General features: G+C 52.0%; 24 protein-coding genes and 1 pseudogene. 4 read left to right on the top strand and 21 right to left on the bottom strand.

Going from position 1 to position 26,450, the window contains the following annotated elements:
• Positions 1–41: 41 nt before the first annotated feature.
• Both QVF11_RS22350 and tatE read left to right on the top strand, forming a co-directional pair.
• Positions 42–830, top strand: a complete 789-nt coding sequence (locus QVF11_RS22350) for a deaminated glutathione amidase (protein WP_287859296.1) — start codon at positions 42–44, stop codon at positions 828–830.
• Positions 831–957: 127 nt separating this feature from the next.
• Positions 958–1,164: a twin-arginine translocase subunit TatE gene (tatE, locus tag QVF11_RS22355; protein ID WP_110273326.1), complete on the top strand. Its 207-nt coding sequence runs from the start codon at positions 958–960 to the stop codon at positions 1,162–1,164.
• 243 nt (positions 1,165–1,407) lie between these two features.
• Here the strand turns inward: tatE and lipA are convergent, their stop codons facing one another.
• From lipA to leuS, 15 genes are all read right to left on the bottom strand, one after another.
• A complete protein-coding gene (gene lipA / locus QVF11_RS22360; RefSeq protein WP_142512026.1) occupies positions 1,408–2,373 on the bottom strand; it encodes a lipoyl synthase in 966 nt (321 codons plus the stop codon).
• A gap of 187 nt (positions 2,374–2,560) precedes the next feature.
• Positions 2,561–3,514, bottom strand: coding sequence for a YbeF family transcriptional regulator (locus tag QVF11_RS22365; RefSeq protein ID WP_287859299.1), 954 nt, complete (start codon positions 3,512–3,514; stop codon positions 2,561–2,563).
• A gap of 138 nt (positions 3,515–3,652) precedes the next feature.
• Positions 3,653–4,297 carry a lipoyl(octanoyl) transferase LipB gene (lipB, locus tag QVF11_RS22370; protein ID WP_287859301.1) on the bottom strand — a complete coding sequence of 215 codons (645 nt, stop codon included), beginning with the start codon at positions 4,295–4,297 and terminating at the stop codon, positions 3,653–3,655.
• Between the two features lie 99 nt (positions 4,298–4,396).
• The gene (gene ybeD, locus QVF11_RS22375) at positions 4,397–4,660 is read right to left on the bottom strand and encodes a DUF493 family protein YbeD (RefSeq protein WP_095281214.1); all 264 of its coding nucleotides are present in this window, start codon (positions 4,658–4,660) and stop codon (positions 4,397–4,399) included.
• Positions 4,661–4,766: 106 nt separating this feature from the next.
• Positions 4,767–5,966 carry a D-alanyl-D-alanine carboxypeptidase DacA gene (gene dacA, locus QVF11_RS22380; protein ID WP_110273330.1) on the bottom strand — a complete coding sequence of 400 codons (1,200 nt, stop codon included), beginning with the start codon at positions 5,964–5,966 and terminating at the stop codon, positions 4,767–4,769.
• A gap of 143 nt (positions 5,967–6,109) precedes the next feature.
• Complete coding sequence (gene rlpA / locus QVF11_RS22385; RefSeq protein WP_287859307.1) at positions 6,110–7,207, bottom strand: endolytic peptidoglycan transglycosylase RlpA; 1,098 nt, start codon at positions 7,205–7,207, stop codon at positions 6,110–6,112.
• Positions 7,208–7,217: 10 nt separating this feature from the next.
• Positions 7,218–8,330, bottom strand: a complete 1,113-nt coding sequence (gene mrdB, locus QVF11_RS22390; protein WP_110273332.1) for a peptidoglycan glycosyltransferase MrdB — start codon at positions 8,328–8,330, stop codon at positions 7,218–7,220.
• A complete protein-coding gene (mrdA, locus tag QVF11_RS22395) occupies positions 8,330–10,231 on the bottom strand; it encodes a peptidoglycan DD-transpeptidase MrdA (protein WP_110273333.1) in 1,902 nt (633 codons plus the stop codon). The genes mrdB and mrdA overlap by 1 nt, the downstream gene beginning before the upstream one ends.
• Positions 10,232–10,258: 27 nt before the next feature.
• The gene (gene rlmH, locus QVF11_RS22400; RefSeq protein ID WP_004100160.1) at positions 10,259–10,726 is read right to left on the bottom strand and encodes a 23S rRNA (pseudouridine(1915)-N(3))-methyltransferase RlmH; all 468 of its coding nucleotides are present in this window, start codon (positions 10,724–10,726) and stop codon (positions 10,259–10,261) included.
• A gap of 3 nt (positions 10,727–10,729) precedes the next feature.
• Complete coding sequence (rsfS, locus tag QVF11_RS22405) at positions 10,730–11,047, bottom strand: ribosome silencing factor (protein WP_004100162.1); 318 nt, start codon at positions 11,045–11,047, stop codon at positions 10,730–10,732.
• 223 nt (positions 11,048–11,270) lie between these two features.
• Complete coding sequence (locus QVF11_RS22410) at positions 11,271–11,900, bottom strand: adenosylcobalamin/alpha-ribazole phosphatase (RefSeq protein ID WP_287859311.1); 630 nt, start codon at positions 11,898–11,900, stop codon at positions 11,271–11,273.
• Between the two features lie 74 nt (positions 11,901–11,974).
• Positions 11,975–12,625 carry a nicotinate-nucleotide adenylyltransferase gene (nadD, locus tag QVF11_RS22415; protein WP_167492803.1) on the bottom strand — a complete coding sequence of 217 codons (651 nt, stop codon included), beginning with the start codon at positions 12,623–12,625 and terminating at the stop codon, positions 11,975–11,977.
• Complete coding sequence (gene holA / locus QVF11_RS22420) at positions 12,618–13,649, bottom strand: DNA polymerase III subunit delta (RefSeq protein ID WP_112214521.1); 1,032 nt, start codon at positions 13,647–13,649, stop codon at positions 12,618–12,620. The genes nadD and holA overlap by 8 nt, the downstream gene beginning before the upstream one ends.
• A complete protein-coding gene (gene lptE / locus QVF11_RS22425) occupies positions 13,649–14,239 on the bottom strand; it encodes an LPS assembly lipoprotein LptE (protein ID WP_110273337.1) in 591 nt (196 codons plus the stop codon). The genes holA and lptE overlap by 1 nt, the downstream gene beginning before the upstream one ends.
• Positions 14,240–14,253: 14 nt before the next feature.
• On the bottom strand, positions 14,254–16,836 hold the full coding sequence (gene leuS, locus QVF11_RS22430; RefSeq protein ID WP_287859314.1) for a leucine--tRNA ligase: 2,583 nt from the start codon (positions 16,834–16,836) through the stop codon (positions 14,254–14,256).
• A 226-nt stretch (positions 16,837–17,062) separates the two neighbouring features.
• Here leuS and QVF11_RS22435 point away from each other — a divergent pair, with 226 nt between their 5' ends.
• A complete protein-coding gene (locus tag QVF11_RS22435; RefSeq protein WP_014228404.1) occupies positions 17,063–17,545 on the top strand; it encodes a zinc ribbon-containing protein in 483 nt (160 codons plus the stop codon).
• A gap of 70 nt (positions 17,546–17,615) precedes the next feature.
• Here the strand turns inward: QVF11_RS22435 and QVF11_RS28735 are convergent.
• From QVF11_RS28735 to QVF11_RS22465, 5 genes and pseudogenes are all read right to left on the bottom strand, one after another.
• Positions 17,616–18,821, bottom strand: a pseudogene (locus QVF11_RS28735) (two-partner secretion domain-containing protein); the annotation flags it as partial.
• A gap of 476 nt (positions 18,822–19,297) precedes the next feature.
• A complete protein-coding gene (locus tag QVF11_RS22450) occupies positions 19,298–20,023 on the bottom strand; it encodes an amino acid ABC transporter ATP-binding protein (RefSeq protein WP_110273342.1) in 726 nt (241 codons plus the stop codon).
• A complete protein-coding gene (gltK, locus tag QVF11_RS22455) occupies positions 20,023–20,697 on the bottom strand; it encodes a glutamate/aspartate ABC transporter permease GltK (protein ID WP_112214518.1) in 675 nt (224 codons plus the stop codon). The genes QVF11_RS22450 and gltK overlap by 1 nt, the downstream gene beginning before the upstream one ends.
• On the bottom strand, positions 20,697–21,437 hold the full coding sequence (locus QVF11_RS22460; protein ID WP_110273344.1) for an amino acid ABC transporter permease: 741 nt from the start codon (positions 21,435–21,437) through the stop codon (positions 20,697–20,699). Before QVF11_RS22460 ends, gltK begins: the two co-directional genes overlap by 1 nt.
• Positions 21,438–21,600: 163 nt before the next feature.
• Positions 21,601–22,512: an amino acid ABC transporter substrate-binding protein gene (locus tag QVF11_RS22465; protein WP_110273345.1), complete on the bottom strand. Its 912-nt coding sequence runs from the start codon at positions 22,510–22,512 to the stop codon at positions 21,601–21,603.
• A gap of 419 nt (positions 22,513–22,931) precedes the next feature.
• Here QVF11_RS22465 and QVF11_RS22470 point away from each other — a divergent pair, with 419 nt between their 5' ends.
• Positions 22,932–24,869, top strand: a complete 1,938-nt coding sequence (locus QVF11_RS22470; protein ID WP_287859322.1) for a rhomboid family intramembrane serine protease — start codon at positions 22,932–22,934, stop codon at positions 24,867–24,869.
• Positions 24,870–24,908: 39 nt separating this feature from the next.
• On the opposite strand, the gene lnt is transcribed toward QVF11_RS22470, so the two are convergent.
• On the bottom strand, positions 24,909–26,447 hold the full coding sequence (lnt, locus tag QVF11_RS22475; RefSeq protein WP_287859324.1) for an apolipoprotein N-acyltransferase: 1,539 nt from the start codon (positions 26,445–26,447) through the stop codon (positions 24,909–24,911).
• Positions 26,448–26,450: the final 3 nt, after the last annotated feature.

Below are 26,450 nucleotides of genomic sequence, written 5' to 3' on the forward strand. Positions count from 1 at the left end.
AAATACCTTGCTGGCTATGAATACCTGATGGGAGAGAAAAGATGCTTGTTGCTGCCGGACAATTTGCCGTAACGCCGGACTGGACGACCAATGCGCAGATTTGCGTTGTGCTGATGCGTCAGGCTGTCGGAAGAGGGGCTTCATTGTTGGTATTACCAGAAGCGCTACTTGCTCGAGATGACAACGATGCGGATTTATCGGTTAAATCAGCCCAACTTCTGGATGGAGGCTTTTTACAGTTACTGCTGGCGGAAAGTAAAAACAACGTGCTGACGACGGTGCTGACTTTGCACGTGCCTTCAGGCGAGGGGCGGGCAACTAACACGCTGGTGGCTTTACGTCAGGGTAAGATTATTGCGCAATACCAGAAGCTACACCTGTATGATGCTTTCAATATTCAGGAATCCCGGTTGGTCGATGCCGGACAGCAAATTCCGCCGCTTATTGAGGTTGATGGGATGCGCGTCGGGCTGATGACTTGCTACGATTTGCGTTTTCCTGAACTGGCGCTGTCGCTAGCGCTCAGCGGGGCGCAACTCTTAGTATTACCCACTGCGTGGGTGAAAGGGCCGCTGAAGGAACATCATTGGGCGACTTTGCTGGCGGCGCGGGCGCTGGATACTACCTGTTATATTATCGCGGCAGGTGAGTGCGGAACCCGCAATATTGGACAGAGTCGTATTGTTGATCCTCTGGGAACGACGCTCGCTGGGGCTGGAGAGCAGCCGCAGTTGATTTTTGCTGAGCTTTCAGCTGATTATCTTCAGCTGGTTCGGGAACGCTTGCCGGTGTTGCAGAATCGTCGCTTTGCGCCACCGCAATTATTATGACGTTTTTTTAAACAAGGCTTGATTCACCTTGTTACAGATTGCTATTGTGTCCGCGCGTCAAATAGCCGTTAATTGTATGCGTGTATGATGGCGTATTCGCAGCTTGTATTAGAGAAGAAGGTTAGCTATGGGTGAGATTAGTATTACCAAACTGCTGGTAGTCGCAGCGCTGATTATTTTAGTGTTTGGTACCAAAAAATTACGCACGCTGGGTGGAGACCTGGGCTCGGCCATCAAAGGCTTTAAAAAGGCCATGAACGATGACGATGATAGTGCGAAGAAAACCAGTGCAGAGGAAGAGATCCCGGCACAGAAACTCTCTCATAAAGAGTAATTCACTTCGTGCTTCCCGGTGGAGGGGAGCACGCTGCCGACAGGTGTGAACTTGGACGGCAAAGAGGCCGCAGCGTTAGTCGCTGCGGCCTCTTTTTGTTATATATACGTTATTTCGCCTAAAAAGATGCAACCAACTGTTACTGCGCTGGGCTAATTCATTTCAATGGGGAATTTCGGGAATAGCAGAACAGAAAAGTAAACTGCTGCGCTACCAGGTTTCACGCAGCAGTCGAGGTACGGATTACTTCACTTCCATACCTTTGGCTTGCAGGTCAGCATGATAGGACGAGCGAACGAACGGCCCGCAGGCGGCGTGGGTAAAGCCCATTGCCATGGCTTCGCCTTTCATCTCTTCGAACTCATCAGGGCTAACATAACGCTGTACCGGCAGGTGATGACGGCTTGGCTGCAAATATTGACCTAAAGTTAGCATCGTGACGCCATGACGACGTAGATCGCGCATCACTTCAACGATTTCGGCGTTCGTTTCACCTAAACCAACCATCAAACCCGATTTAGTCGGGATCTCCGGATGTGCTTCTTTAAAACGCTCCAGCAGCTTCAGAGACCAGTTGTAATCGGCTCCCGGACGAACCTGGCGATACAGGCGCGGCACGTTTTCCAGGTTATGGTTAAACACATCCGGTGGTGTCGCCTGGAGGATTTCCAAAGCACGATCCATACGACCGCGGAAGTCCGGAACCAGGGTTTCAATTTTGATGGTCGGATTTTTCTCGCGAATAGCGCTGATGCAGTCGGCAAAATGCTGAGCGCCGCCATCGCGCAGATCGTCACGGTCAACGGAGGTCACCACAACGTAACGCAGGGCCATATCGGCAATAGTTTGCGCCAGCTTTTGCGGTTCATTGGCGTCAGGAGTGACCGGGCGCCCGTGCGCCACGTCGCAGAACGGACAACGACGGGTACAGATGGCACCCAGAATCATAAAAGTCGCCGTTCCGTGGTTAAAACATTCCGCGAGGTTCGGGCAAGAGGCTTCTTCACACACGGAGTGCAGGCCGTTCTTACGCATCGCTGCCTTGATCCCCTGGATACGGGACGAGTCAGCCGGAAGTTTGATTTTCATCCATTCCGGTTTTCTGAGCAGAGCTTCACGCTCAGTTGCCACGTTTTTCACCGGGATAAGGGCCATTTTATCGGCATCGCGGTATTTAACACCGCGTTCCATCACAATGGGTTTACTCATAGCGTGCGTGTTCCAGTTGCGAGTCACGAAGGAAAGCGAATCAATTCAAGAAAATGTTGTATTTATCAACTATTTTTGAATTAAGCGCAGGCAGTATACCATTGATGCGGGGCAGAAAGCAGCCTGGTAACACGGCAAATTGTAAAATAGTTGTTGTTTTATGCTTTTCCCTCACGTGCTTTATCACCTAAAAGGCCTGGCGAATGGTCTCTACAATCTCTTTCAATAAGGGTTCTTGCGCGCTGAGTTTATTGTAATGTAGTGAAACATCAATTTTTTCCGCCTGTAAAGGTGGGAAATCAAGAATTTTTAACGGCCATATGCGCTCTACCAGGGAGAACATCCCGGAAGTAATCAGCCCCAGCATCTCGCTTTCACTGACCAGTGCGGCCTGAGTTAACAAATTGTAGCTACTGAAGCCGCAGCGACGCTCGCCCAGGTGTTCATGCAGGCGACGCAGAAGTGTCGCATAGCGATGGTGCTCAGGTTGCAGCAGCGCGAATTCATATTGGCGAAGGTTTTCTGAAGTTGCCGGCATTTTTAACGCTGGATGACCTGCCCGACAGTATATGTGTACACTATCCTGAAATAACACATGATGCGTAATCGACAGCCCGGCGTGCGCGAAGCTGTCGATCAACAGATCGACCTGACGCTGATTCAGCTGGCTGACGGCGTCGTTGATGGCGATATTATGCAGCAATACCTGAGGAAAGACGGCTCTCAGTTTTTTGGTAATCACCGGCATTATCAATGCCCCAATAGCCGGAGAGGTCGCGATGGTTATCACTCGCTCCTGGTGCGTATCACCAGTTAAATCCAGCGCGTTGAGAAAAGCCTCCATTCCCTGGCTAATATGCTGATGGAGATGCGTCGCATAGGCGGTAGGCGTTACGCCCTGGCCTTTGCGAATAAACAGCGGATCGGGGAAGAGTGCACGCAGTTTGTTGATTGATTGACTGATCGCCGAGGGGGTGATGTTGAGCACCTTTGCCGCATTAACGATGCCTTTATGCACATAAACGGCTTCAAAAATGGTCAGTAAGTTCAGGTCTATGTTACGTAAAATGCGAAACACCTGCCGCCCGTGGCGATCATCTTGCGGGTCAGTGGGTTCTGCTGGAGCGTTATTTTCTTCCACTCTATATTTCCGATAATGGTGAATAGCATCATTATAACGACCAGACTCATTCTGGTTCGTGATAATACGCAGCAAATATAAAGACTTAATTTGTTGTGAGAGGGAAAGGTGACGTCCCGCGACCACGGGACGTAATAATTACCGGACTGAAATGTATTCGTACGGTGGATTATTGAGCAGCGCCAACAGATTCGCGGCCAATTGCGGAGCAACGATTTCTGGACGAGCATTCGGCTGCCACTGACGCATTTGGGTCATTTCCATACCAGCATAACCACATGGGTTAATTCGCATGAATGGTGACAGATCCATGGCGATATTCAGCGCCAGACCGTGGAATGAGCAACCTTTACGGATACGCAGACCCAGAGAGCAGATTTTTTGCTCGCCGACATAGACGCCGGGAGCGTCGGCGCGGGGGTGCGACTCAATGCCAGATTCTGCTAGCGTATTCACGACGGTTTGCTCTAAAAGGGTGACCAGCTCACGTACGCCCAGCTTACGGCGTTTAAGGTTCAGCATGACGTACATCACCTGCTGCCCGGGACCATGATAGGTAACCTGCCCGCCACGGTCACTCTGAATCACTGGGATATCGCCAGGAACAAGAACATGTTCGGCTTTTCCAGCCTGGCCCTGAGTGAACACAGGATGATGTTCGACCAACCAGATTTCATCCAGGGTGGAGTCGTCGCGAGTGTCGGTGAACTCATGCATTGCCTGCGAGACAGGTTCGTAAGGTTGCAGGCCGAGTTGGCGGATGAGGATTTTATTGTGCTGCAAAACAACGTCTCCGCAGAGAAAGAATAACTTGAGTGGGGAGTATATCACAGCGAGAAAGAGAGGATTACCCGGCACAAAAGGCCGGGTCAAGGAATCGGTTTACAGCACCATTCGCACGATTTCAATATTGCCCAACTCTTCGTACAGGGTTTCTACCTGCTCGATATGTGTGGCGGTAATCGTGATGGAGACCGAGTGGTAGTTGCCTTTGCTGCTGGGTTTTACCGTCGGAGAGTAATCACCTGGTGCATGGCGCTGTACCACTTCAACCACCTGGTCAACCAGCTCCGGCAACGCCTGTCCCATTACTTTGTAAGTGAAAGGGGTAGGGAATTCAAGCAGTTCGTTAAGTTTGGTTTTCATGTCAGCTCCGGTGTTACAACAAAAAATAATAACTCCCACGACGAGTGGGAGTTATCAGGATACCTAGTATATGGGGACGCAAATCACACTTTCAAGTGCTCGATTTTTAACCAAACCAGTGATGGAACATTAACTTAATGTAATCAATGATTTTGCCGAAGAAATTGCCTTCCGGAATTTCCTGCAGTACGACCAGCGGGCGCTGATCGATAGTTTTACCGTCCAACTGGAAATTAATGGTGCCAACAACCTGGTTTTTCTGCAGCGGCGCGTGCAGTTCGGCATTGTTCAGGACATAGCTGGCTTTCAGGTCTTTCATACGACCGCGAGGGATAGTCAGATAAACGTCTTTGTCCACACCGAGGGAAGCGCGATCGTTATCACCAAACCAGGCGGGTTCAGAGGCGAACTCTTTCCCGGCTTTAATCGGGTTAACGGTTTCAAAGAAGCGGAAGCCCCAGGTCAGCAGTTTTTTGCTCTCGGACTCGCGGCCTTTATAGGTACGTCCACCCATCACGGCGGAGATCAGGCGCATCTGGCCTTCGGTTGCCGAAGCCACGAGATTATAGCCCGCTTTGTCTGTGTGGCCCGTTTTAATGCCGTCGACGCTCAGACTTTTATCCCATAGCAGGCCGTTACGGTTGAGTTGGCGAATCCCGTTAAAGGTGAACTCTTTTTCTTTGTAGATGGTATATTCGTTCGGCACATCGCGGATCAGCGCCTGACCAATCAGCGCCATATCACGCGCCGAGCTGAACTGACCATCGGCATCCAGGCCATGAACGGTCTGGAAATGGGTGTTCTTCAGACCCAAAGCGTTAACGTAGTTGTTCATCAGGCCGACGAAGGCATCCTGGCTCCCAGCGACATAGTCGGCCATAGCTACACAGGCGTCATTACCTGATTGCAGGTTAATACCGCGGATCAGCTGGGAAACCGGTACCTGCATACCAGGCTTAAGGAACATCAGTGAGGAGCCTTTAAAGACTGGGTTACCGGTCGCCCACGCATCGTTACCAACGGTGACCAGATCGGATTCTTTAAACTTGCCCGCTTTCATCGCCTGACCAATAACATAGCTGGTCATCATCTTGGTCAGACTCGCCGGGTCGCGACGGGAATCAGCGTTATTTTCAGCCAATACCTTGCCTGAGTTGTAATCGATAAGAACCCAGGATTCGGCGTCAATCTGTGGGGCGCCAGGGATCATAGTTTTGATATTCAGGTCATCGGCGCGGGCAGCTGAGGATAGCGCTGCCACGGAGAGCGCCGTAACAAGTAAACGAGCGGTGAAAGAGGTCTTCATGGTCTGAACAACGGCATCCGTGATGGAGTTAAAAAAAGTGCCTTACTATAGCAAATGCACTGCGGGCCAGCATCCGACATTGCGCATGACTTTGTTAATGACTTTGTCATGCGTGATAAGCGGAGGACAACAGCCCGACGCGTTTAGTTGGCGCGAGTAATAAATGATTGCAGCTGAGCTTCGCTTTGCAGGCGTTGTTGAACCGTGCTGGCTTGCTCTTTGCTGCTGAATGGGCCCAATTGAATACGCCATACCGCGCCGTTTTGCATCACGCGGCCGGGTACGGAGAATTGCTGGCTCAGGCGCTGCTGATACTGCTGCGCACGGGCCTGATCGCTGACGGCACCCACCTGTACGACGAAGTCGCCGCTGGTGGTGGCAGCCGCTGGTGTTACCGCAGCAGTCGCCGCTACGGCAGGCGCTACGCCGCCCTGGACCGAACCTGGAGCAGTAACCGGCGCGGTTTGCACAACTGGCTCACTGCTTTCCAGCACCCCACTGTTCAGCGGCGTTGGCGCGCCAAGGAACCCGCCGCTGTTTACCGGCGCACCGGTGCTATCTTCTGGCTTTAACGTTGAGTTGCTGATGGCATGAACATCAGTTTGCGCGGGTTGACCGATGGCCTCGCCGTTATCACCATCAAGATTCGGACGTGCGGGCAGGGCGTAGGTCTGTTTAGCAACGGTCGTACAGGCCATGCCGGGACCGGAAAGAGAGCCATCTGGGGTGACAACGATCGGATCAATACGCACTTTGGTATTGTTCGAGGTATTCAGGCGATCGGCTGAGGCACGTGAAAGCGAGATGACGCGATCGTTGCCGTAAGGCCCGCGATCGTTGATGCGTACCACGATCATTCGCCCGTTGGCGAGGTTTGTTATCCGCGCGTAGCTTGGGATAGGTAACGTCGGATGCGCGGCGGTGAGCTGCGTCGGATCGAAGGCTTCCCCTGAGGCGGTCAGGTTGCTGTTCGGCTCTGCATCGTAAATCGCGGCAAAACCGGCCTGGGTAAAGTTAGAGGGATCCTGCACGATTTTATAACTTTTGCCATCGCGTTCGTAGTCTTGATTCGCCGTTGCGTTAGGCGTTTCATACTGTGGATCGGCACCGCTGATTTCCACCGTTGGTCCATTACAAACGGCCGGCTGTGGAGTGCTGACCGTTTTCTGTTGAACGTCATCACTCTGACATGCCGCCAGCAGCCCTGCTGCTATGCAGATCCCCAGCCATTGCTTACGCATCGCGAACCCCTTAAACGCTTTTCGACAACATTTTTCTATGAGTATGGATCGACATGACGATACCAAACCCGGCCATCAATACGATTAGGGCAGAGCCCCCGTAGCTGACCAGCGGCAAAGGTACCCCCACCACTGGTAAAATACCACTTACCATACCAATATTTACGAAGACATAAACGAATAAAATCAACATTAAACCCCCAGCCATAACCCGACCAAAGGTGGTTTGCGCCTGGGAGGCGATCCATAGTCCCCGCATGATAAGCAAAATATACAGCGCCAGCAGGATCAGTACGCCAATCAGCCCCAACTCCTCTGCCAAAACGGCAAAGATAAAGTCGGTATGGCGCTCCGGTAAGAATTCCAGCTGCGACTGGGTGCCGTGCAGCCAACCTTTTCCGCGTAGTCCACCGGATCCGATAGCGATTTTTGATTGAATAATGTGGTAGCCCGCGCCGAGCGGATCGGTTTCCGGGTCGAGCAGCATCATCACGCGCTGGCGCTGATAATCATGCATCAGGAAGAACCACAAGATGGGGATAAAGGCGGCGACCAGCACCACCGCAATGCCGATCAGACGCCAGCTCAGCCCAGACAAGAACAGGACGAACAGGCCGGATAACGCCACCAGAATCGAAGTTCCGAGGTCAGGCTGCGCGGCAACCAGCAGCGTGGGCAGGAAAATCAGCACCAGCGCAATGGCGGTATTCTTTAGCGATGGTGGACAAACATCGCGGTTGATAAAGCGCGCCACCATCAGCGGTACGGCAATCTTCGCGATTTCCGAGGGCTGAAAACGGACGATACCGAGATCCAGCCAGCGCTGCGCCCCTTTGGAAATTGCGCCAAAGGCATCCACCGCCACCAGCAGGATAATACAGACGATGTAGAGGTAGGGTGCCCAGCCCTCATACACACGCGGCGGGATCTGCGCCATGACGATCATGATAACGACGCCCATGGCGATCTGGCCGATTTTGCGCTCCATCATGCCCATGTCCTGACCGCTAGCGCTCCAGATAACCAGCGCGCTATAGGTCAGGAGCGCCAGCAGGATAAGCAGCATGGTGGGATCGAGATGGATTTTATCCCATAGCGATTTTTTGTTTGGATTATCCGTCATTATTGATCCTCCCCAGCCGTGACTGCCGGATTTTCACTCGGCAGATTGGTGTTGTTATCGCCCAGCATTATATGATCGAGAATCTGGCGCATAATGGTACCGACTGCAGGCCCTGCTCCGCCGTTCTCGAGAATGATTGCAACGGCAACCTGGGGGTTGTTATAAGGGGCAAATGCCGTCATGAGTTTGTGGTCACGCAGGCGTTCTGCGATTCGGTGCGCGTTATAGGTTTCATTGGCTTTCAGGCCAAAGACCTGGGCGGTGCCCGATTTCGCCGCAATTTTATACGGTGCGCTGGCGAAATATTTATGTGCAGTACCGTTTCCACGGTTGGCTACACCATACATTCCGTCTTTGGCGATTTCCCAAAAACCAGAGTGAATATCGCCGACCGGCGGTTCGTGCGGCTGTACCCATGGTACTGGTTTACCATCTTCAACCGTGCTTTGCAGCAGGTGCGGCACTTTGACGACACCGTCGTTAATCAGGATCATCAGCGCTTTGTTCATCTGAATAGGCGTTGCGGTCCAATAGCCCTGACCGATGCCGACCGGAATAGTATCGCCCTGATACCACGGCTTCTTGAAGCGTTTGAGCTTCCACTCACGGGTAGGCATGTTGCCGGAGCGTTCTTCAGAGAGATCAACGCCAGTATAGTGACCGTACCCGAATTTGCTCATCCATTCGGACAGGCGATCGATACCCATATCGTAAGCAACCTGATAGAAATAGGTATCAGCGGACTCTTCCAGCGCTTTGGTGACGTTCAGATGCCCGTGGCCCCACTTCTTCCAGTCGCGATAGCGTTTATCTGAACCTGGCAGTTGCCACCAGCCGGGGTCAAACAGGCTGGTATTACGGGTGATCACGCCCGCGCTGAGCGCTGAGACTGCGACGTAAGGTTTAACCGTCGAGGCAGGAGGATATACCCCTTGAGTCGCGCGGTTGACCAGCGGCGTATTCGGATCGTTGAGAAGCCCGGAATAGTCTTTGCTGGAGATGCCATCGACGAACAGGTTGGGGTCGTAGCTTGGCGTTGAAACCAGCGCGAGAATCGCGCCGGTACGCGGGTCGGTCACCACGACGGCGGCGCGGCTACCGGCGAGCAGCGTTTCAATATACTGCTGTAGTTTCAGGTCGAGCGTTAAATAGATATCGCGCCCGGCCTGCGGTGGGACTTCCTTAAGCTGACGAATCACGCGACCACGGTTGTTAACCTCGACCTCTTCATAGCCGGTTTCCCCGTGCAGCACATCTTCGTAGTAGCGCTCAATACCGAGTTTACCGATGTCATGCGTCGAGGCATAGTTAGCCAGCTTCCCTTCTTTATCCAGGCGATCGACGTCTTTATCGTTAATTTTAGAGACGTAGCCGATAACGTGGGTAAGGGCGGAGTTATAGGGATAGTAACGGCGTTTATAGCCTTTGACTTCCACGCCGGGGAAGCGGTACTGGTTAACCGCGAAACGAGCCACCTGGACTTCGGTAAGGTTCACTTTCACCGGAATAGAGGTAAAGCGATGCGAGCGCGAGCGCTCTTTTTTAAAGTTCGCCACATCGTCATCGGTCAGATCGATGACGTCACGCAGCGCATCCAGCGTCTGCTGTACGTTATCGACCTTCTCCGGCATCATTTCCAGCTGGTAAATTGTGCGGTTAAGCGCCAGCGGCGTACCGTTGCGATCGTAGATAATGCCGCGACTTGGCGGAATAGGGACCAGCTTGATGCGGTTTTCGTTCGAGCGTGTTTGATAGTCTGTGTAACGCACAATTTGCACGTTATAGAGGTTGGCGATCAGTACGCCGGTAAGCAGCAAAATCCCCAAAAAAGCGACCAGCGCCCGGCGCACAAACAGCGAGGATTCAGCCGTATAGTCGCGGAAAGAATTCTGTAATTTCATTCGCTGCTTAGTCTACCCTGGTCATCATTACTCACGGTGGTAAGGGTGGTTGGTGGTAATGCTCCACGCCCGATAAAGACTCTCGGCCACCAGTACGCGAACCAGCGGGTGAGGTAATGTGAGCGTTGAGAGCGACCAACTTTGTTCCGCTGCCGCTTTACAAGCGGGCGAAAGGCCTTCCGGACCGCCGATGAGCAGGCTGACGTCGCGGCCATCCTGTTTCCAGCGCTCCAGTTCGCGCGCCAACTGTGGCGTATCCCACGGTTTCCCCGGGATATCCAGGGTCACGATGCGGTTTTTTCCTGCGGCCGCCAGCATCATTTCCCCTTCTTTTTCAAGGATGCGCTTGATGTCAGCATTTTTACCGCGTTTACCGGCGGGGATCTCCACCAGTTCGAACGGCATATCTTTTGGAAAACGGCGCAGGTACTCGCTAAAGCCGGTCTGAACCCAGTCCGGCATTTTTGTGCCAACGGCCACCAGGTGCAGCTTCACGCATTAACTCCAGAGTTTTTCCAGCTCGTACAAACGACGGCTCTCTTCCTGCATGACGTGAACCATAACGTCGCCAAGATCCACAACAATCCAATCGGCAGCGGCTTCACCTTCAACGCCCAGCGGCAGCATACCGGCGGCGCGAGATTCTTGCACAACGTGATCGGCGATGGACATAACATGGCGCGTGGAGGTGCCTGTGCAGATAACCATGCAATCTGTAATGCTGGATTTGCCATGAACGTCAATGGCTACGATGTCCTGACCTTTCAGGTCATCAATTTTGTCGATAACAAAATCCTGGAGTGCTTTACCCTGCAAGAGTTCCCCCTGGGTGAGTGTGAAGTGTGATAATAATAAACAGCCTGACAGTATACCCGAACTGGTGACAAAGTCGGGATAAATGTCGATAGACAGGCGGTGAAGGCGGCTATCATCCCATCCATCGCCGATGATTGCATCGCCATTTTTGTAAAACAATTTCTGCAAAGTTCAAATGGCGGGTGCAGCCTGGCTGCGGAGAATAACAGCCTGCTTTGGCCTGTCAATGGTCTGCGCGCAATTCTTCTTCCGCTTGCCAAACGGCCTGGCTATTTAGCACCCGAAGCGTGGTGAAATCTGGTTGGATATCGACCATGCTCCATGCGCCATGTTCGATGGGGAAGTGCCACATTGAGGCCGCTGGCATGTTGAGCAATTGGGCAATCAACAGGCTAAGAACGCCCTGATGACCGACGATTAACAGATGCTCAAGCTGTTGATACTGAGGGAGAGTGGCGGTAAAGCCGGAAACCCGCTGGGCAAACGCTTGAAAGCCTTCACCGTTGGTGGGGGCCGCGTGCTGCCAGTCGGTGCACCAGGCGGCGTAGTTTTCCGCATCTTCATGCTGTAAATCCCGATGATGGCGCATTTCCCAGTCGCCAAAGAACATTTCATTGAGTTCGGGAAAATAGTGTTGGGAAATTTCTCGTTCGCCAATCAGCAGGCTGGCCGTGCGTTGGGTTCGTTCGAGTTCACTACAAAATACGCGCTGGAAGGGGACAGCATGAAGGAGCTTTCCCAGGGCGTGCGCTTGCCTGACGCCACGTTCGGTTAATGAAGTTGGAGCATGCCCGCTGTACAGACCCGCGACGTTGGCCTCGGTTTCACCGTGACGAACTAACCATAATTTCATGATTAACCTCGCTAATGAGGAAAGAGACGAAGCACAACGATACTCTGTTTATCAGCGGCATCGCCAGCGCCGGGTCAACAATAAAGCTTTTGCTGGCGGATATAGTCCAGTACTGCTGCTGGCAGCATATCGGCGCAGGACTCACCCGTCTCAAGACGCTGGCGGATTATCGTCGCAGAGATATCAAACCATGGCGTCTCGGCCAGATAGATAACGCCTGCCGGGCTGCTGTGCAGGTGCTCAACATCGTGGGTCAGATGTTTGTCCAGCCACAGCTGATCTTGTTCGCAATCCATTGCCAGCGGATAGCCAGGACGTCGGCAAACGATCAAATGAACGTTATCAAGAATGCTTTCATAGTCGTGCCAGGTGGTAAAGGTGAGAAGCGAATCCTGGCCAATAACAAAGGCCAGCGGTCGTTTCGGCCCTTGCTCCTGGCGCCACTCCCGCAATGTTTGCGCCGAATATGACGGTGTATCACGTTTAAGTTCACGATCGTCAAGGATGAACAAAGGCTTATCGGCGATGGCAAGCTCCAGCATGTGCCTACGCTGGTCGCTGGTGGCCTCGGGCTGCGGGCGGTGCGGTGGCACATTATTGGGTACAATAATGACTTTATTCAGACCGATTTGGTTAGCCAGAATTTCCACCGGTTTAAGGTGACCATAGTGCACCGGATCGAAGGTGCCGCCGTACATAGCCTGCAACTGAGTCATATCAACCATCAATAAAAACGTCTGCCAGTGCTTTATGGCAGAGCAACAAAGAGAGACTTTCCAGCTCGGGCCAGACGGAGTGTCCGTAATCCTGCTTGAAGGTGAGTTCTGCACGGGTCAATAACGTGACGGCCTGACGTAACTGGTCGGCGCTGAGACGAGCCAGAGCATCGCTGACCAGCTGACGGCGGTTTTGCCATACCCGATGCTTATCGAATAACGAACGCAGCGGCGTATGAACAGACTGTCGTTTCAGGTTCACCAGCAGCAGCAGCTCACGCTGGAGTGTTCGCAGTAGAATTGCCGGTTCACTGCCTTCCAGACGCAGTTGTTGCAGCACGTGCAGGACGCGCTTACTTTTGCCTGCCAGTAACGCATCAACCCAGTGATAAGGGGTGAAATGAGCGGCATCATTCACCGCCTGTTCAACGCGTGGTAGCGTCAGTTTGCCGTCAGGCCACAGTAATGACAGACGTTCGAGGGCCTGCGCGAGTGCCAGCAGATTGCCTTCATAGCAGTAGCACAACAGTTGGCTGGCTGCGTCATCAAGCTGCAGATTATTTTGTTTTGCGCGTGAGGCGAGCCAGCGCGGTAGCTGGGCATATTCCGGCGTCTGGCAGCTCACTTGTACCGCACGATTGGCAAGGGTTGTCACCCACGCGGCATTTTCCTGAGCTTTTGTTAGCTTATTGCCACGAACAATCAGCAATAAGTCGTCGTGAAGCATGCCGACAAGCGTCGCCAGCTGTTCATTGATGGCGGCATTAGGGCCGTTTTCCGGCAGTATCAGCAGCAGCGTTTGACGACTGGCAAACAGGCTCATCGCCTGGCTCAGAGAGAACAGGGCAGACCAGTCGGTGCTGGCATCAATAGTGGCGGCGTGGTGTTCGATAAAGCCCTGGGCAGCAGCGGCTTCGCGTATTGCGTCCTGACTTTCCTGCAACAGCAGTGGGTCGTTGCCAAGCAGCAGATAGGCCGCGCGCAGTCCTTCAGTGAGCTGCGCGCGGAGCTGTTCCGGGTACAACCGAATCATCAGTTACCCAGCGTAGTGGAGACGCGGTTGCCGGAGGTTGAAGATGCTGGGGTCGTGGCGACTGGCTTCTCATCCTCTTTTGTGGCTTCGACGTCCGCGACATGAACGCTTGGCAGCTTACGGATCAGTTGTTCCGCGGCTTTATCGTACATTTCCTGGATGATCATGTCCTGCTCAGCATCTTTCGCTAATGCCGCCTGCGGGTTATCGAAGAACGAGCGATAGACTTTGGTCGTGATCGGATAGATATCATGGCCCGGGATCAGCACGCTAGCATTCACCGTCATCACCATTTGATATTCTGCGGTACGGCCATCCTGGAAAATAGATGCTGTATCTTTCTGAATCGACGACGATTCCAGGCGCAGGGAAGGAATATCCTTACGCAGGGTGCTGGCATCGACCAGTTCGATACCGTTCAGACGCAGCTGATTACGGACCGCACGGCTTAATGGACCATTCGGATCGCCCGACTGGAAGATCATGGTTTTCATTGCGGTCGGAACCTGCGTAGTACTACGCAGGTGCCAGCCACAACCGGCGGTGATTAACACCGCCAGAGATAACAACAATGTTGCCAGATATCGCACGCTTCCTCCCGCGCTTAGCCAACGACCAGATTGAGCAGTTTACCCGGAACGTAAATGACTTTACGTACGGTCACACCGTCAAGATATTTCGCGACCAGATGTTCCTGACCAGCACGTTCACGAACCAGCTCTTCGGTTGCATCCACCGCAACGGTAATTTTACCACGAACTTTACCATTTACCTGGACGACGACCAGGGTGGTGTTTTCAACCATTGCGCCTTCGTCAGCGACCGGCCACGGTGTGTTGTCAATGTCGCCTTCGCCGCCCAGCTCCTGCCACAGAGTAAAGCTGGCATGAGGGGTGAACGGGTTGAGCATACGCACGACCGCCAGCAGAGCCTCACGCATCAGCGCGCGATCCTGTTCGCTTTCCTGCGGCGCTTTCGCCAGCTTGTTCATCAGCTCCATAATCGCCGCAATGGCGGTGTTGAAGGTCTGACGACGGCCGATATCATCGGTTACTTTGGCAATCGTTTTATGCACGTCGCGGCGCAGCGCTTTCTGATCTTCACTCAGGCTGGCAACATCCAGCGCGGCAACAGCACCCTGGGTGGTGTGTTCGTAAACCAGTTTCCAGACGCGCTTCAGGAAGCGGTTAGCACCTTCTACGCCAGACTCCTGCCACTCGAGGGTCATGTCTGCCGGAGAGGCGAACATCATAAACAGGCGCACGGTATCCGCGCCGTAACGCTCAACCATTTCCTGCGGGTCGATGCCGTTGTTTTTTGACTTAGACATCTTGCTCATGCCGGTATACACCAGCTCGCGGCCCTGCGGGTCGAAGGCTTTAACGATACGGCCTTTCTCGTCACGTTCCACGGTTGCGTCTTTCGGGGAAACCCAGTTGCGCTCACCGTTTTCGCCGACGTAGTAGAAGGCATCCGCCAGCACCATCCCCTGACACAGCAGTTGTTTAGCCGGTTCGTCGGAGTTAACCATGCCCGCATCGCGCATCAGCTTGTGGAAGAAGCGGAAGTAGAGCAGGTGCATGATGGCGTGTTCGATACCGCCAATATAAATATCAACCGGCAGCCAGTAGTTCGCCGCTTTAGGGTCCAGCATTCCCTCGTCATACTGCGGGCAGGTATAGCGCGCATAGTACCAGGAAGACTCCATAAAGGTGTCGAAAGTATCGGTTTCACGCAGCGCCGGCTGACCGTTGACGGTGGTTTTCGCCCACTCGGGGTCGGCCTTGATTGGGCTGGTGATCCCATCCATCACCACATCTTCCGGCAGGATAACCGGCAGCTGATCTTCCGGCGTTGGCATTACGGTGCCATCTTCCAGTGTGACCATTGGGATCGGCGCGCCCCAGTAGCGCTGACGGGATACGCCCCAGTCACGCAGGCGGTAGTTGATCTTACGCTTGCCAACGCCGAGAGAAGCCAGTTTGTCAGCGATAGCGTTGAAGCCCGCTGCGTGATCAAGACCACTGAACTCACCAGAGTTAAACAGCGCGCCTTTGTCAGTCATCGCCTGAGCGGACAGATCAGGTTCAGACCCGTCAGCCGCCAGAATAACCGGCTTAATGTTCAGACCATATTTGCTGGCGAACTCGTAGTCGCGCTGATCGTGGCCCGGAACGGCCATCACTGCGCCAGTACCGTATTCCATCAGCACAAAGTTTGCCGCCCATACCGGGATGGCTTCGCCGGTCAGCGGGTGAATTGCCTTAAAGCCGGTATCAATGCCTTTTTTCTCCATGGTCGCCATATCCGCTTCGGCAACTTTGGTATTGCGGCATTCGTCAATAAAGGCAGCCAGCTCTGGATTGTTGGCAGCAGCCAGCTGCGCCAGCGGGTGGCCCGCTGCAACGGCCAGGTAGGTGCAACCCATAAAGGTGTCAGGACGGGTGGTATAGACCGTCAGCTTGTCAGCATACTCGTTCACGTCGAAGGAGATTTCGACGCCTTCAGAGCGACCAATCCAGTTGCGCTGCATGGTCTTCACGGTGTCCGGCCAGTGATCCAGGTTATCCAGATCGTTCAGCAGCTCGTCAGCGTAGGCGGTGATTTTGATAAACCACTGCGGGATCTCTTTACGCTCAACTTTGGTATCGCAGCGCCAGCAGCAGCCATCGATAACCTGTTCGTTGGCGAGAACGGTTTGATCGTTCGGACACCAGTTAACGGCTGAGGTCTTTTTATAGACCAGACCTTTTTTATACAGTTCGGTGAAGAACTTCTGTTCCCAGCGGTAGTATTCCGGGGTGCAGGTCGCGACTTCACGACTCCAGTCATAGCCGAATCCCAGCTTTTTCAACTGGTTTTTCATGTAGGCGATGTTGTCGTAGGTCCATGGGGCCGGAGCGGTGTTGTTTTTTACCGCCGCACCTTCAGCAGGCAGACCAAATGCATCCCAGCCGATAGGCTGAAGTACGTTTTTGCCCAGCATACGCTGGTAACGAGCAATCACGTCACCGATGGTGTAGTTGCGCACGTGGCCCATGTGTAGTCGACCAGAAGGATAAGGAAGCATCGACAGGCAGTAATACTTCTCTTTGCTCTCGTCTTCAGTTACTTCAAATGTACGATTATCGTCCCAGTGAAGCTGGACTTTCGATTCTATCTCTTCCGGGCGGTATTGCTCTTGCATGGCAGCCAGTGGTCCTGTGTTCAATACAGCTACAAAGCGTAGCCAATGGATGTGTTATTTCAGATCGGCATAGCATAGCCCAAACGCCAACGTCAAAACAGCCTTTCGCACACTTCCATAGATGAAAGCGGCGGAGAAAATTTCACGACTATGTGGGCTGACTGGCAAAGAACCTGGAAAATAACGTCTATTATTATAAGAAGTTAACCACACCGGAGGCGAAATGATGAACAAGGTTGCTCAATTCTACCGAGAGCTGGTGTCGACGCTTAGCGAGCGGTTACGCAATGGAGAACGCGATATTGATGCGCTGGTGGAGCAGGCTAGGGTTAAAATCAGCCAGTCCGGCGAGTTAACGCAGAGCGAAATCGAGAATGTTATTCGCGCTGTCAGACGTGACCTGGAGGAGTTCGCGCTCAGCTATGAAGAGAGTCAGGATGAACTCACCGATAGCGTCTTTATGCGCGTGATTAAAGAAAGCCTGTGGCAGGAGTTAGCGGATATTACGGATAAAACCCAGCTTGAGTGGCGCGAGGTGTTTCAGGATCTCAGCCATCACGGCGTTTATCACAGTGGTGAAGTGGTGGGACTGGGAAATTTGGTGTGTGAGAAGTGCCATTATCATCTGCCGGTCTATACCCCAGATGTACTGCCACGCTGCCCAAAATGCGGGCACGATCAGTTTCAGCGTCGGCCATTCGAACCTTAAAAACGCTGGCGTAAAACGACCCGGGTTGACTAAAAGACACGGTAATACACCGTGTCTTTCAATAATCGACTTATTTGGTATTAATTTCAGTCGCTTTAAAGTTCTGATTGCCGCCCATATTAGAAGCGTATTTATGCGAGGAGTTTAGAATCCGCTTGTTAGCTGTTAAGGTACCGTTATTGGTGCAGGTTGTTAAATTGAGGAAACCGCACTTATAAGATTTCGCATTGACAACCTGTTTAGCGCTCAGCGTCAGTGTATTTCCCGCTTTGATGGTTCCTTCGTTAGTGAGTTTACCGTTGTTTTGGGTGTTGATAGTCAGATCGCCTTTGGTCTCAAGCGTTCCTGTATTAACCATGTCCAGGTAGGTATTGAGAGATAATGTGTCACCCTTGATATGCCCGCTGTTGCTGGTCACAGTATTATTTATGTTCATGGTTGCGCCATGACCCTGAATACCACCGTTATCGATATTACCCAAAGCAGTGACCGTGAGCTGATTACTTGAATTTAACGAGGAGTTATAGGTGGTGTTCAGATTTCCGTCGGTGGTAACAGACAGGAGATTGGTTGCGTGGATGGTGCCTGCGTTAGACAGGTTGCCCGCAGCGGTAACAGACATTTGCGGCGTGTTGCTAATGATGCCGCCGTTATTCAAATTGCCAAGGCTATTAATGATAGCAATATTTTTAGTGCCAATAGTACCCGTATTTTTCATTTCGCCTGCGGAAACCATCTGGGTCACGTAACCCTTACCAGTAATGGAGTTTTCATTAATTAATGATCCATGGCTGGTCATTGCAAGAGTGCTGTTTGTAACAATTACCTTTATTACGCACGCCGAAACCAAGGTTATTACCGATCATGCTAATACTATTAGCTTTTATACCACCAAGATTGCTGATGTCGATACTGTATTCGGGAATTACGGTTGGAGTATCATTGCTGATTTGTCAGCAGAAGTCATTGCTCCGGTACTGTTATCAAATGTAAAATTTCCTGCTCCCACCATGGCGTTGGTAGCATTAACTTTTCCGTTAATTTCGATAGCATCGGCGAGCAACACGGCATAGCTATTTGTTGCATCCATTCCGTTCTGGCCAATGGTCAATTTACCGTCAGTGACCGTATAGCTTGCGATTGCGCTTGTATCACTCAGCACCACTTTACCGGTAGTAAGAATTGCCTTGTTGGTATTAATGAAGCTGCAGCCTGAACATGTGATGCCGTTGGGGTTAGCAACGATAATATCGGCCTTTTGGCCGGCTACTCTTATCCTGTGCCACCTGGTTGGTATCGCTGTCAGATATATTTGCAAGTAAAGGTGCAGTAAGAATAATATAAAGTAAAAAGGCAGTGGCTAGTCTTTTTTTTATTATTCACGAAGCAATGTCCATTTTTTCCTTGTTAAGAGTATTTAGCGTTTAATGGGTATCGCTAACGGAGTTTGGTACCCAATCTTAAAAAATTTATTTGTTAAAATTACTATCATTATCACTAAGAAGTGGCTGTCAGCGCTCAGTATTCTCGTAAAAATTACCGCTATGTTATCTATGCCAAATTAGCTAATCCACGATATGAATAATGAATTTATATTGAATTGAGAATTTCAATTCATTAATTATTTTTTATGAGGTTTAATGTATTTATGTCAATTATTTGAGAATGAGTAAGAGTTTGCCACAGTTATGGAGAGGGAGGTAAGCGAGGTGTAGAAAGAATGGCGTGTACGTTGACGTACACGCCTGAAATTTAGTGCAGAATTTTTGCGAGGAAATCTTTAGCTCGTTCGGATTGAGGATTAGCGAAGAAGGCTTCTTTATCAGCATCTTCGACAATTTTCCCTTCATCCATAAAGATCACCCTGTTGGCCACTTTACGGGCAAATCCCATCTCGTGAGTCACCACCATCATGGTCATTCCTTCATTAGCCAGTTCAACCATGACGTCCAGTACTTCGTTAATCATCTCCGGGTCAAGCGCAGAGGTGGGTTCGTCAAACAGCATCGCAATAGGGTCCATACATAGCGCCCGGGCAATCGCCACACGCTGCTGCTGGCCGCCGGAAAGCTGGGCTGGAAATTTATCTGCATGGGCTGAGAGACCCACACGTTCCAGTAATTTTAACCCTTTGGCGCGGGAAGCGGCTTTATCACGATTAAGTACCTTGACCTGAGCCAGCGTCAGATTTTCGATAATTGACAGATGTGGGAATAGTTCAAAGTGCTGGAACACCATCCCAACGCGCGAGCGAAGTTTGGCCAGATTGGTTTTTTTATCATTAACCGTGGTGCCGTCAACGATGATTTCACCTTGTTGAATGGGTTCCAGACCGTTGACGGTTTTAATCAGCGTTGATTTGCCTGAACCCGATGGCCCGCAAACGACCACAACTTCACCTTTTTTCACTTCCGTGGAGCAATCGGTCAGCACCTGAAAGTGACCATACCATTTTGAAACGTTTTTCAGGGTAATCATTACACAGTCCTTTTCTTCAACCAGCTGACCAACAGCGATGCGCTGAGACTAATAACAAAATATACGGCCCCTGCGAACAGGACCATTTCAACCTGGGTTCCGTCGCGTTCGCCGATAGTGGAGGCGGTGCGGAAGAAGTCTGCCAGACTCAGGACATAGACCAGTGAGGTATCCTGAAACAGGACGATACCTTGGGTAAGGAGCAGAGGTACCATGGCGCGAAACGCTTGCGGCAGAATAATCAGCTTCATGGATTGCCAGTGGGTCATCCCCAGCGCTAGCGCAGCGCTAGACTGGCCGCGTGAGATACTCTGAATACCGGCACGAATAATTTCCGAATAGTACGCCGCTTCAAACATGGAGAATGCAATCATCGCTGATATCAGGCGAATGTCGGTTTTCGGCGACAGGCCCAGCACGTTCTGTAGGAAGCCCGGAACAATCAGATAAAACCACAGCAGGACCATCACCAGCGGGATAGAGCGAAAAACGTTAACATAGGTTTTAGCAAACCACGCCAGCGGGAGGAAGCTCGACAGGCGCATAACGGCCAGAATTGTTCCCCAGACAATCCCGATAACAATCGCGATAACGGTGATTTTTAGCGTGATAACCAGACCAGCCAAAAGGTATGGCATGGAGGGAATAATGGAACTCCAGTCAAAATCGTACATTATTTGCCCCCCAAATTGCCCGGCAGGCGAACTTTACGTTCAACCACATACATTACCAGCATAATAATTGCGTTAATGAAAACGTAGGCGAGGGTGATCGCGGTAAACGATTCCCAGGCATGTGCCGAGTAATCCAGCAGCTTACCCGCTTGTGCGGCCATATCGGCGAGTCCGATGGTGGAAGCGATGGCCGAGTTTTTCACCAGGTTCATCATTTCAGAAGTCATTGGTGGAACGATAACGCGGTAGGCGTTAGGCAGTAGAACATAGCGGTAGGTTTGTGGTAGCGTCAGCCCCATTGCCAGTCCGGCGTTTTTCTGTCCACGCGGCAGCGACTGAATGCCGGAGCGGACCTGTTCACAGACGCGTGCGGCGGTGAATAATCCAAGACACAACATGGAAGAGACAAAGAACTGAATATTCGGATCCAGCTCGGATTTAAACCACATGCCAAGGTTTTCCGGCAGCAGTTCTGGTACCACCAGATACCAGGTGAAGAATTGCACAATAAGTGGGACGTTACGGAAGAGTTCAACGTAACAGGTACCGATACTTGATAACAGGCGATTGGGAACGGTGCGTAAAATACCGAATAGTGAACCGACGAAGAAGGCGATAATCCAGGCCGTTACCGACAGTGCGACGGTGACCTGAAAACCGCTCCAAAGCCAGCCTAAATAGGTGGTGTTGCCGAACGGGGCCTGTTGCAGGAATATGCCCCAGTTCCAGTCTATTGACATAAATGACTCCTGGAAAAAAAAGGGTAGCAGCGCTACCCTCGAAGATTGTTGCTCAGCTTGTTGCGGTATTCACGGCGGCTGGGGAACGACCAGCCACCGTATAGTCTGTCCGTGCTGTAGTAACAATCGGGAGGGCAGGATTTCCCGCCCCTTGTTTTTTTAATTAGTTAAGAGCTTTGTCGTTTGGTGATTTGAATAGCGCTTTCATCTCTTCAGAGAGTTCGAAATTCATATTCAGGTTCTTCGGCGGAATTGGGTTTTTGAACCATTTGTCGAACCATTTTGCCGCTTCGCCAGAGGTCTGGGCTTGGGCGACGGTTTCGTCTACCAGCGTTTTGAACTGCGGATCGTCTTTACGCAGCATACAGCCGTAGGCTTCCTGAGACTGAGCGGTGCCTACAATCTCCCAGTTATCCGGTTTCTTCGCTTTTGCTCGCTCACCGGCCAGCAGCGCGTCATCCATCATAAAGGCCACTGCACGGCCGCTTTCCAGGGTGCGGAAAGAGTCGCCATGGTCTTTCGCACTGATGATGCGCATATTCATTTTTTTCTCATCGTTCAACTTATGCAGCAGAATTTCTGAGGTCGTTCCCGACGTCACAACAACGGCTTTATCCTTCAGGTCCGCGAAGTCTTTAATCGCACCACCTTTTTTCACCAGCAGGCGCGTACCGACAACAAAGATCGTGTCGGAGAAGGCCGCTTGTTTTTGCCGTTCGAGGTTGTTAGTCGTGGAGCCGCATTCAAAATCAAAAGTACCGTTTTGCAGCAGCGGGATACGGTTTTGCGAGGTGACAGGAATCAGTTTTACCTGCAGGTCAGGTTTGTTCAGCTTCTTCTTGATAGCATCAACAATGGCATTGGAGTAGTCCTGAGAATAGCCGACGACTTGCTGCTTGTTGTCATAGTAAGAAAACGGAACGGAGGATTCACGGTGGCCAACGACGATCACGCCGTTCTTGGCAATTTTATCCAGAGTACTCTGTCCGGTGGCAGGCGCAGCATCTTCTGCCTGCGCCGCGCTGGCGGTCAGACCTATGGCCAGCATTGCTGCGGCGAGTTTACGTAATTGCATATCCGACTCCTTATCCTCAGCGTCATTGACGCTATTGATACCCATTGTGAGTGTGTGTGCTTTTTATCGCTGCCATCTTTGTGTGCAGCATTTGTATGTGTTTGTTAGCATTTAGTTTGGCTTAATGTAAAGATTTTGCTCTTATATTGTTGATTTTTGCGAAGCATACCGCACCAATAAGAGGCATAAATCCTTTGCTGCACCGTTTAGGTGCTGCTCTTGCTCCCTGTCGGTGCAAGCGTCTGGCCAGTAGACGAATGCAATTCATCTCTAAGATTTATTTTGCAATTCACGTGCCAGAATCTGGTGAAGAAAGCTGAATTGAGTGAGATATCACTCTGTTCACGTCGGCATAAGTTGATTTCTAAGTTAAAATATCGGTCTTGTTAGCGTTCATATTTTCAGGGAAGAAAATCGTTATGGCTGCACAACATTTCAACTCGCCTTCTTTCGTCGTCGTTAAGATCCCTTATGTAACATTTTTCCTTATTGCCCTGAACGTGGTTTGGTTTGGCTATTTTTCTCGATCATCTGTGGATGGTGATATTAATCACGCGACGCTGATTCACTTAGGAGCAAACGTTGCGGCGCTAACGTTAACCGGAGAATCCTGGCGGCTGGTTGTCAGCCTTTTTCTCCATGGCTCTTTTTCTCATCTGTTCTTGAATATGCTTGCTCTGGCGGTTATTGGCGCTGTTGCTGAAAGATTGCTGGGCAGGTGGCGTCTGTTGGTTGTGTATTTGCTATCCGGCTCTTTCGGTTCTCTCGTGAGCGCCTGCTATGCACTGAGCGACCGGGGGACTGCTGGTGAGACTGTCATCCATTTTTTGTCTTTGGCGCCGCAGGTGATTATCAGCATCGGTGCGTCCGGTGCCATTATGGGGCTGGCTGGTGCATCAATAGTCGCGCTGGTTTTTGCGGAGCCAGGCACGCGCAGTGAAAACGATCGGCGAAGATTGTATTCTGTGCTGGGCATGGTCGCGCTAACGCTTTTGTATGGTACTCAGCAGGAGGTTGATAATGCCAGCCACGTCGGCGGACTGTGCGCCGGAGCAGCCATCGGTTTTGCGATAGTCCTGATTCAGGTGGGCTCGCGAAAAAAGTTGCTTCTGGATGCATTACTCTTTTGCGGCTGCTGCGCGCTGTTGCTGGGTGGGACGTGGCTTGCGCAGCGGCAGATTGATGAATCGGACCTGGAGGTCAGGGCGAGCCTGCGTGATGAGTTTTATCCCCTGTCCGTTGAGAAAGAGCGGCAGCTGAGAAGAAAGGTGCTGGCTGATGAACGTGAAAAGCATATGACCAGGCTGCCAGAGCCGGTAAGCAATGAGGAGGCCCGCGGCACGACACTGGCTGAGATACCTGACATTAACGACATCGTGCTGAGTAAGGATGGAAAGACGCTGTACGCGGCGGTTGAGGATAACAACACCATCTCGGTTTACAGCCTGGAACAGCATAAGATTCTGAGAACGTTTACCGGCACGGTAAGGGCTGCAAATTACAAAGGGCGCTGTAGTGATTGTGGCGATCGGGGGGTCAGGGCGCTGGAGCTTAGTCCGGATGAAACGCGGCTCTATGCGACAGGGTTTGAACCGGATTCATTGTCGGTGATTCGGGTGGCGACGGGGGAAGTTATTCAGACTATCGCAACGGGGCGTAGCCCGGACGCGATGGTGATTTCTCGCGACGGTAAGCGTGCCTGGGTAATGAACCGGACCAGCAACACTATTTCAGCTATTGACCTTACGTCATATCAGCCGGTCGGCGATATTCCGCTGGGAACATATGACGGAGCAGGTAGGAGTGGCGGCTATAACATAAGGCCAATTGCGCTCTCGCTGGACGAAAAAACACTACTGGTCCCCGATATGGGGAGAAGCGATATCGTGCGTATTGACACCAGTACCCACCAGAAGGTGGACTATCCGGCGGGGGATACCCAGGGGACGACGAGCGTTGTCGGTTTTCGCCCGGAAACGGGTGAGGTTATTTTTGCCGACAGCCAGGGAATTTCACGGATTGGCCTGACATCACAGCAACCGAAGCTACTGGCTCAATGGTGCAACCGGAGTATCTATTCTGTTGAAGCGATAAGCCCAGATGGTCGATATATTGCATTAACGACCTATGGGCTGGAAGGATATATCGTTCTGCTCAGCGTGGATGCGAGCCAGGTTGTGGGGGTTTACCCTGCCAGCCGCGCAAGGCAAGTTCGGTTTTCAGCCGATGGCAAGCAGATATATGTGTTGGGGGCAAAAGCGCTGACGGTGCTGGATCGCGATAAGTCGCTTGCTCCGAGGGTGCTCGTTCGTCATCCGCAGTATGGTGACGTAGCCTGTCTTCCTGATGTTGACTAATGGGATAGGGGGAAGAGCGTTCGATTCCCCCCATTTTGCTTACTGCTTGCGAGTTCGCAGGCTCATCAGTAGTGCACCAAAACCAAACAGGACGGTCAGCGTCCACAGCGGCCAGTTCCCCGTACGGGCGTACGGTGTCAGACCAGACGTCGGGGTCACTTTGGTGGTCAATACGGCACGAGTAAACTGCGGGATCATCTCTTGAATTTCACCGCGTGGGCCGATGACGGCGGTAATGCCATTATTTGTGCTGCGTAGCAGCGGACGGGCCAGTTCCAGCGCGCGCATCCGCGCCATCTGGAAGTGCTGCCACGGACCGATAGATTTCCCGAACCACGCATCGTTAGAGATAGTCAGCAGGAAGTCAGTATCCGGGCGGAAGTTATCGCGCACCTGCTCGCCAAGAATAATCTCGTAGCAGATGGCTGCCGTCAGACGCATATTATGCGCGACAAGCTGGGGCTGCACGTAAGGCCCGCGACTGAAAGAGGACATCGGCAGGTCAAAGAACGGCGCCAGCGGGCGAAGAATCGATTCCAGTGGCACAAACTCGCCAAACGGTACCAGGTGGTTTTTGTTGTAGCGATTTTTCGAGTCGTAGCTGTACGGATTATCTTTGCCCAGCGTGATGATGGTGTTGTAGGTATCGTAGCGGTTCTTTGTGTTCAGTCGCGCATCGACAATGCCGGTGATAAGCGAGCTATTTTTCGACCGCATCAGGTCGTCCATCATGCTGAGAAAACGCTGCTGGTTAATTTCGAGGTCCGGAATTGCGGACTCCGGCCAGATAATCAGCTGTGATTTACCCATGTGCGGCTGGGTGAGATCCAGATAAGTTTTCAGCGTATTGAGCAACTGATTCTGGTCCCATTTCATTGCCTGAGGGATGTCGCCCTGAACCAGCGAAACCTCGGTTGCTCGCTCCGGTAGTAGCTGATACCACTGAATGTAACGCAGAGGGAAGGGGAGAGCGAACAGCACGACGGCGGCGATCAGCGGTTTCCAGCTACGCTGCATAAGTGCCAGCACCAGCAGCCCGCTGACAACCATCAGCAGGAAGTTTATCGCCTCAACGCCCATAACAGGGGCCAGGCCTTTCAGGGGCCCGTCAATCTGGCTATAGCCAAACTGTAGCCACGGGAAGCCGGTCAGGACCCAGCCGCGCAGGAATTCGGTAATTTGCCACACCACTGGCGCGGCAATAGCCAGGCGTATCCAGTTGGTTTTCGGCCACAGGCGCGAAAGAATACCGGCGAATAACCCGGTATAAAGGGACAGATAAGCCGCCAGCAGAACAACCAGGAAAACGTTGACCGGCCCCGGCATCCCGCCGAACTGCGCGATGCTGACGTAGACCCAGTTAATCCCGGAACCAAACAGGCCTAGCCCCCAGAAATAACCAATAGCGGCGCTTTGCACCGGTCGACGATTAAGGGTTAAACCTTGCAAACCGATTAGCGAAATAATCGCTGCTGGCCAGAAATCATAAGGTGAAAAAGCCAGCGTTCCGCTGGCTCCGAATAACAACGCCAGCAGCAGGCGTACGCGCTGGCGTTCAATAAGAGAGGCAAATACCATTTA

It is taken from the genome of Klebsiella sp. (assembly GCF_027492335.1).
GTDB lineage: Bacteria > Pseudomonadota > Gammaproteobacteria > Enterobacterales > Enterobacteriaceae > Klebsiella > Klebsiella huaxiensis.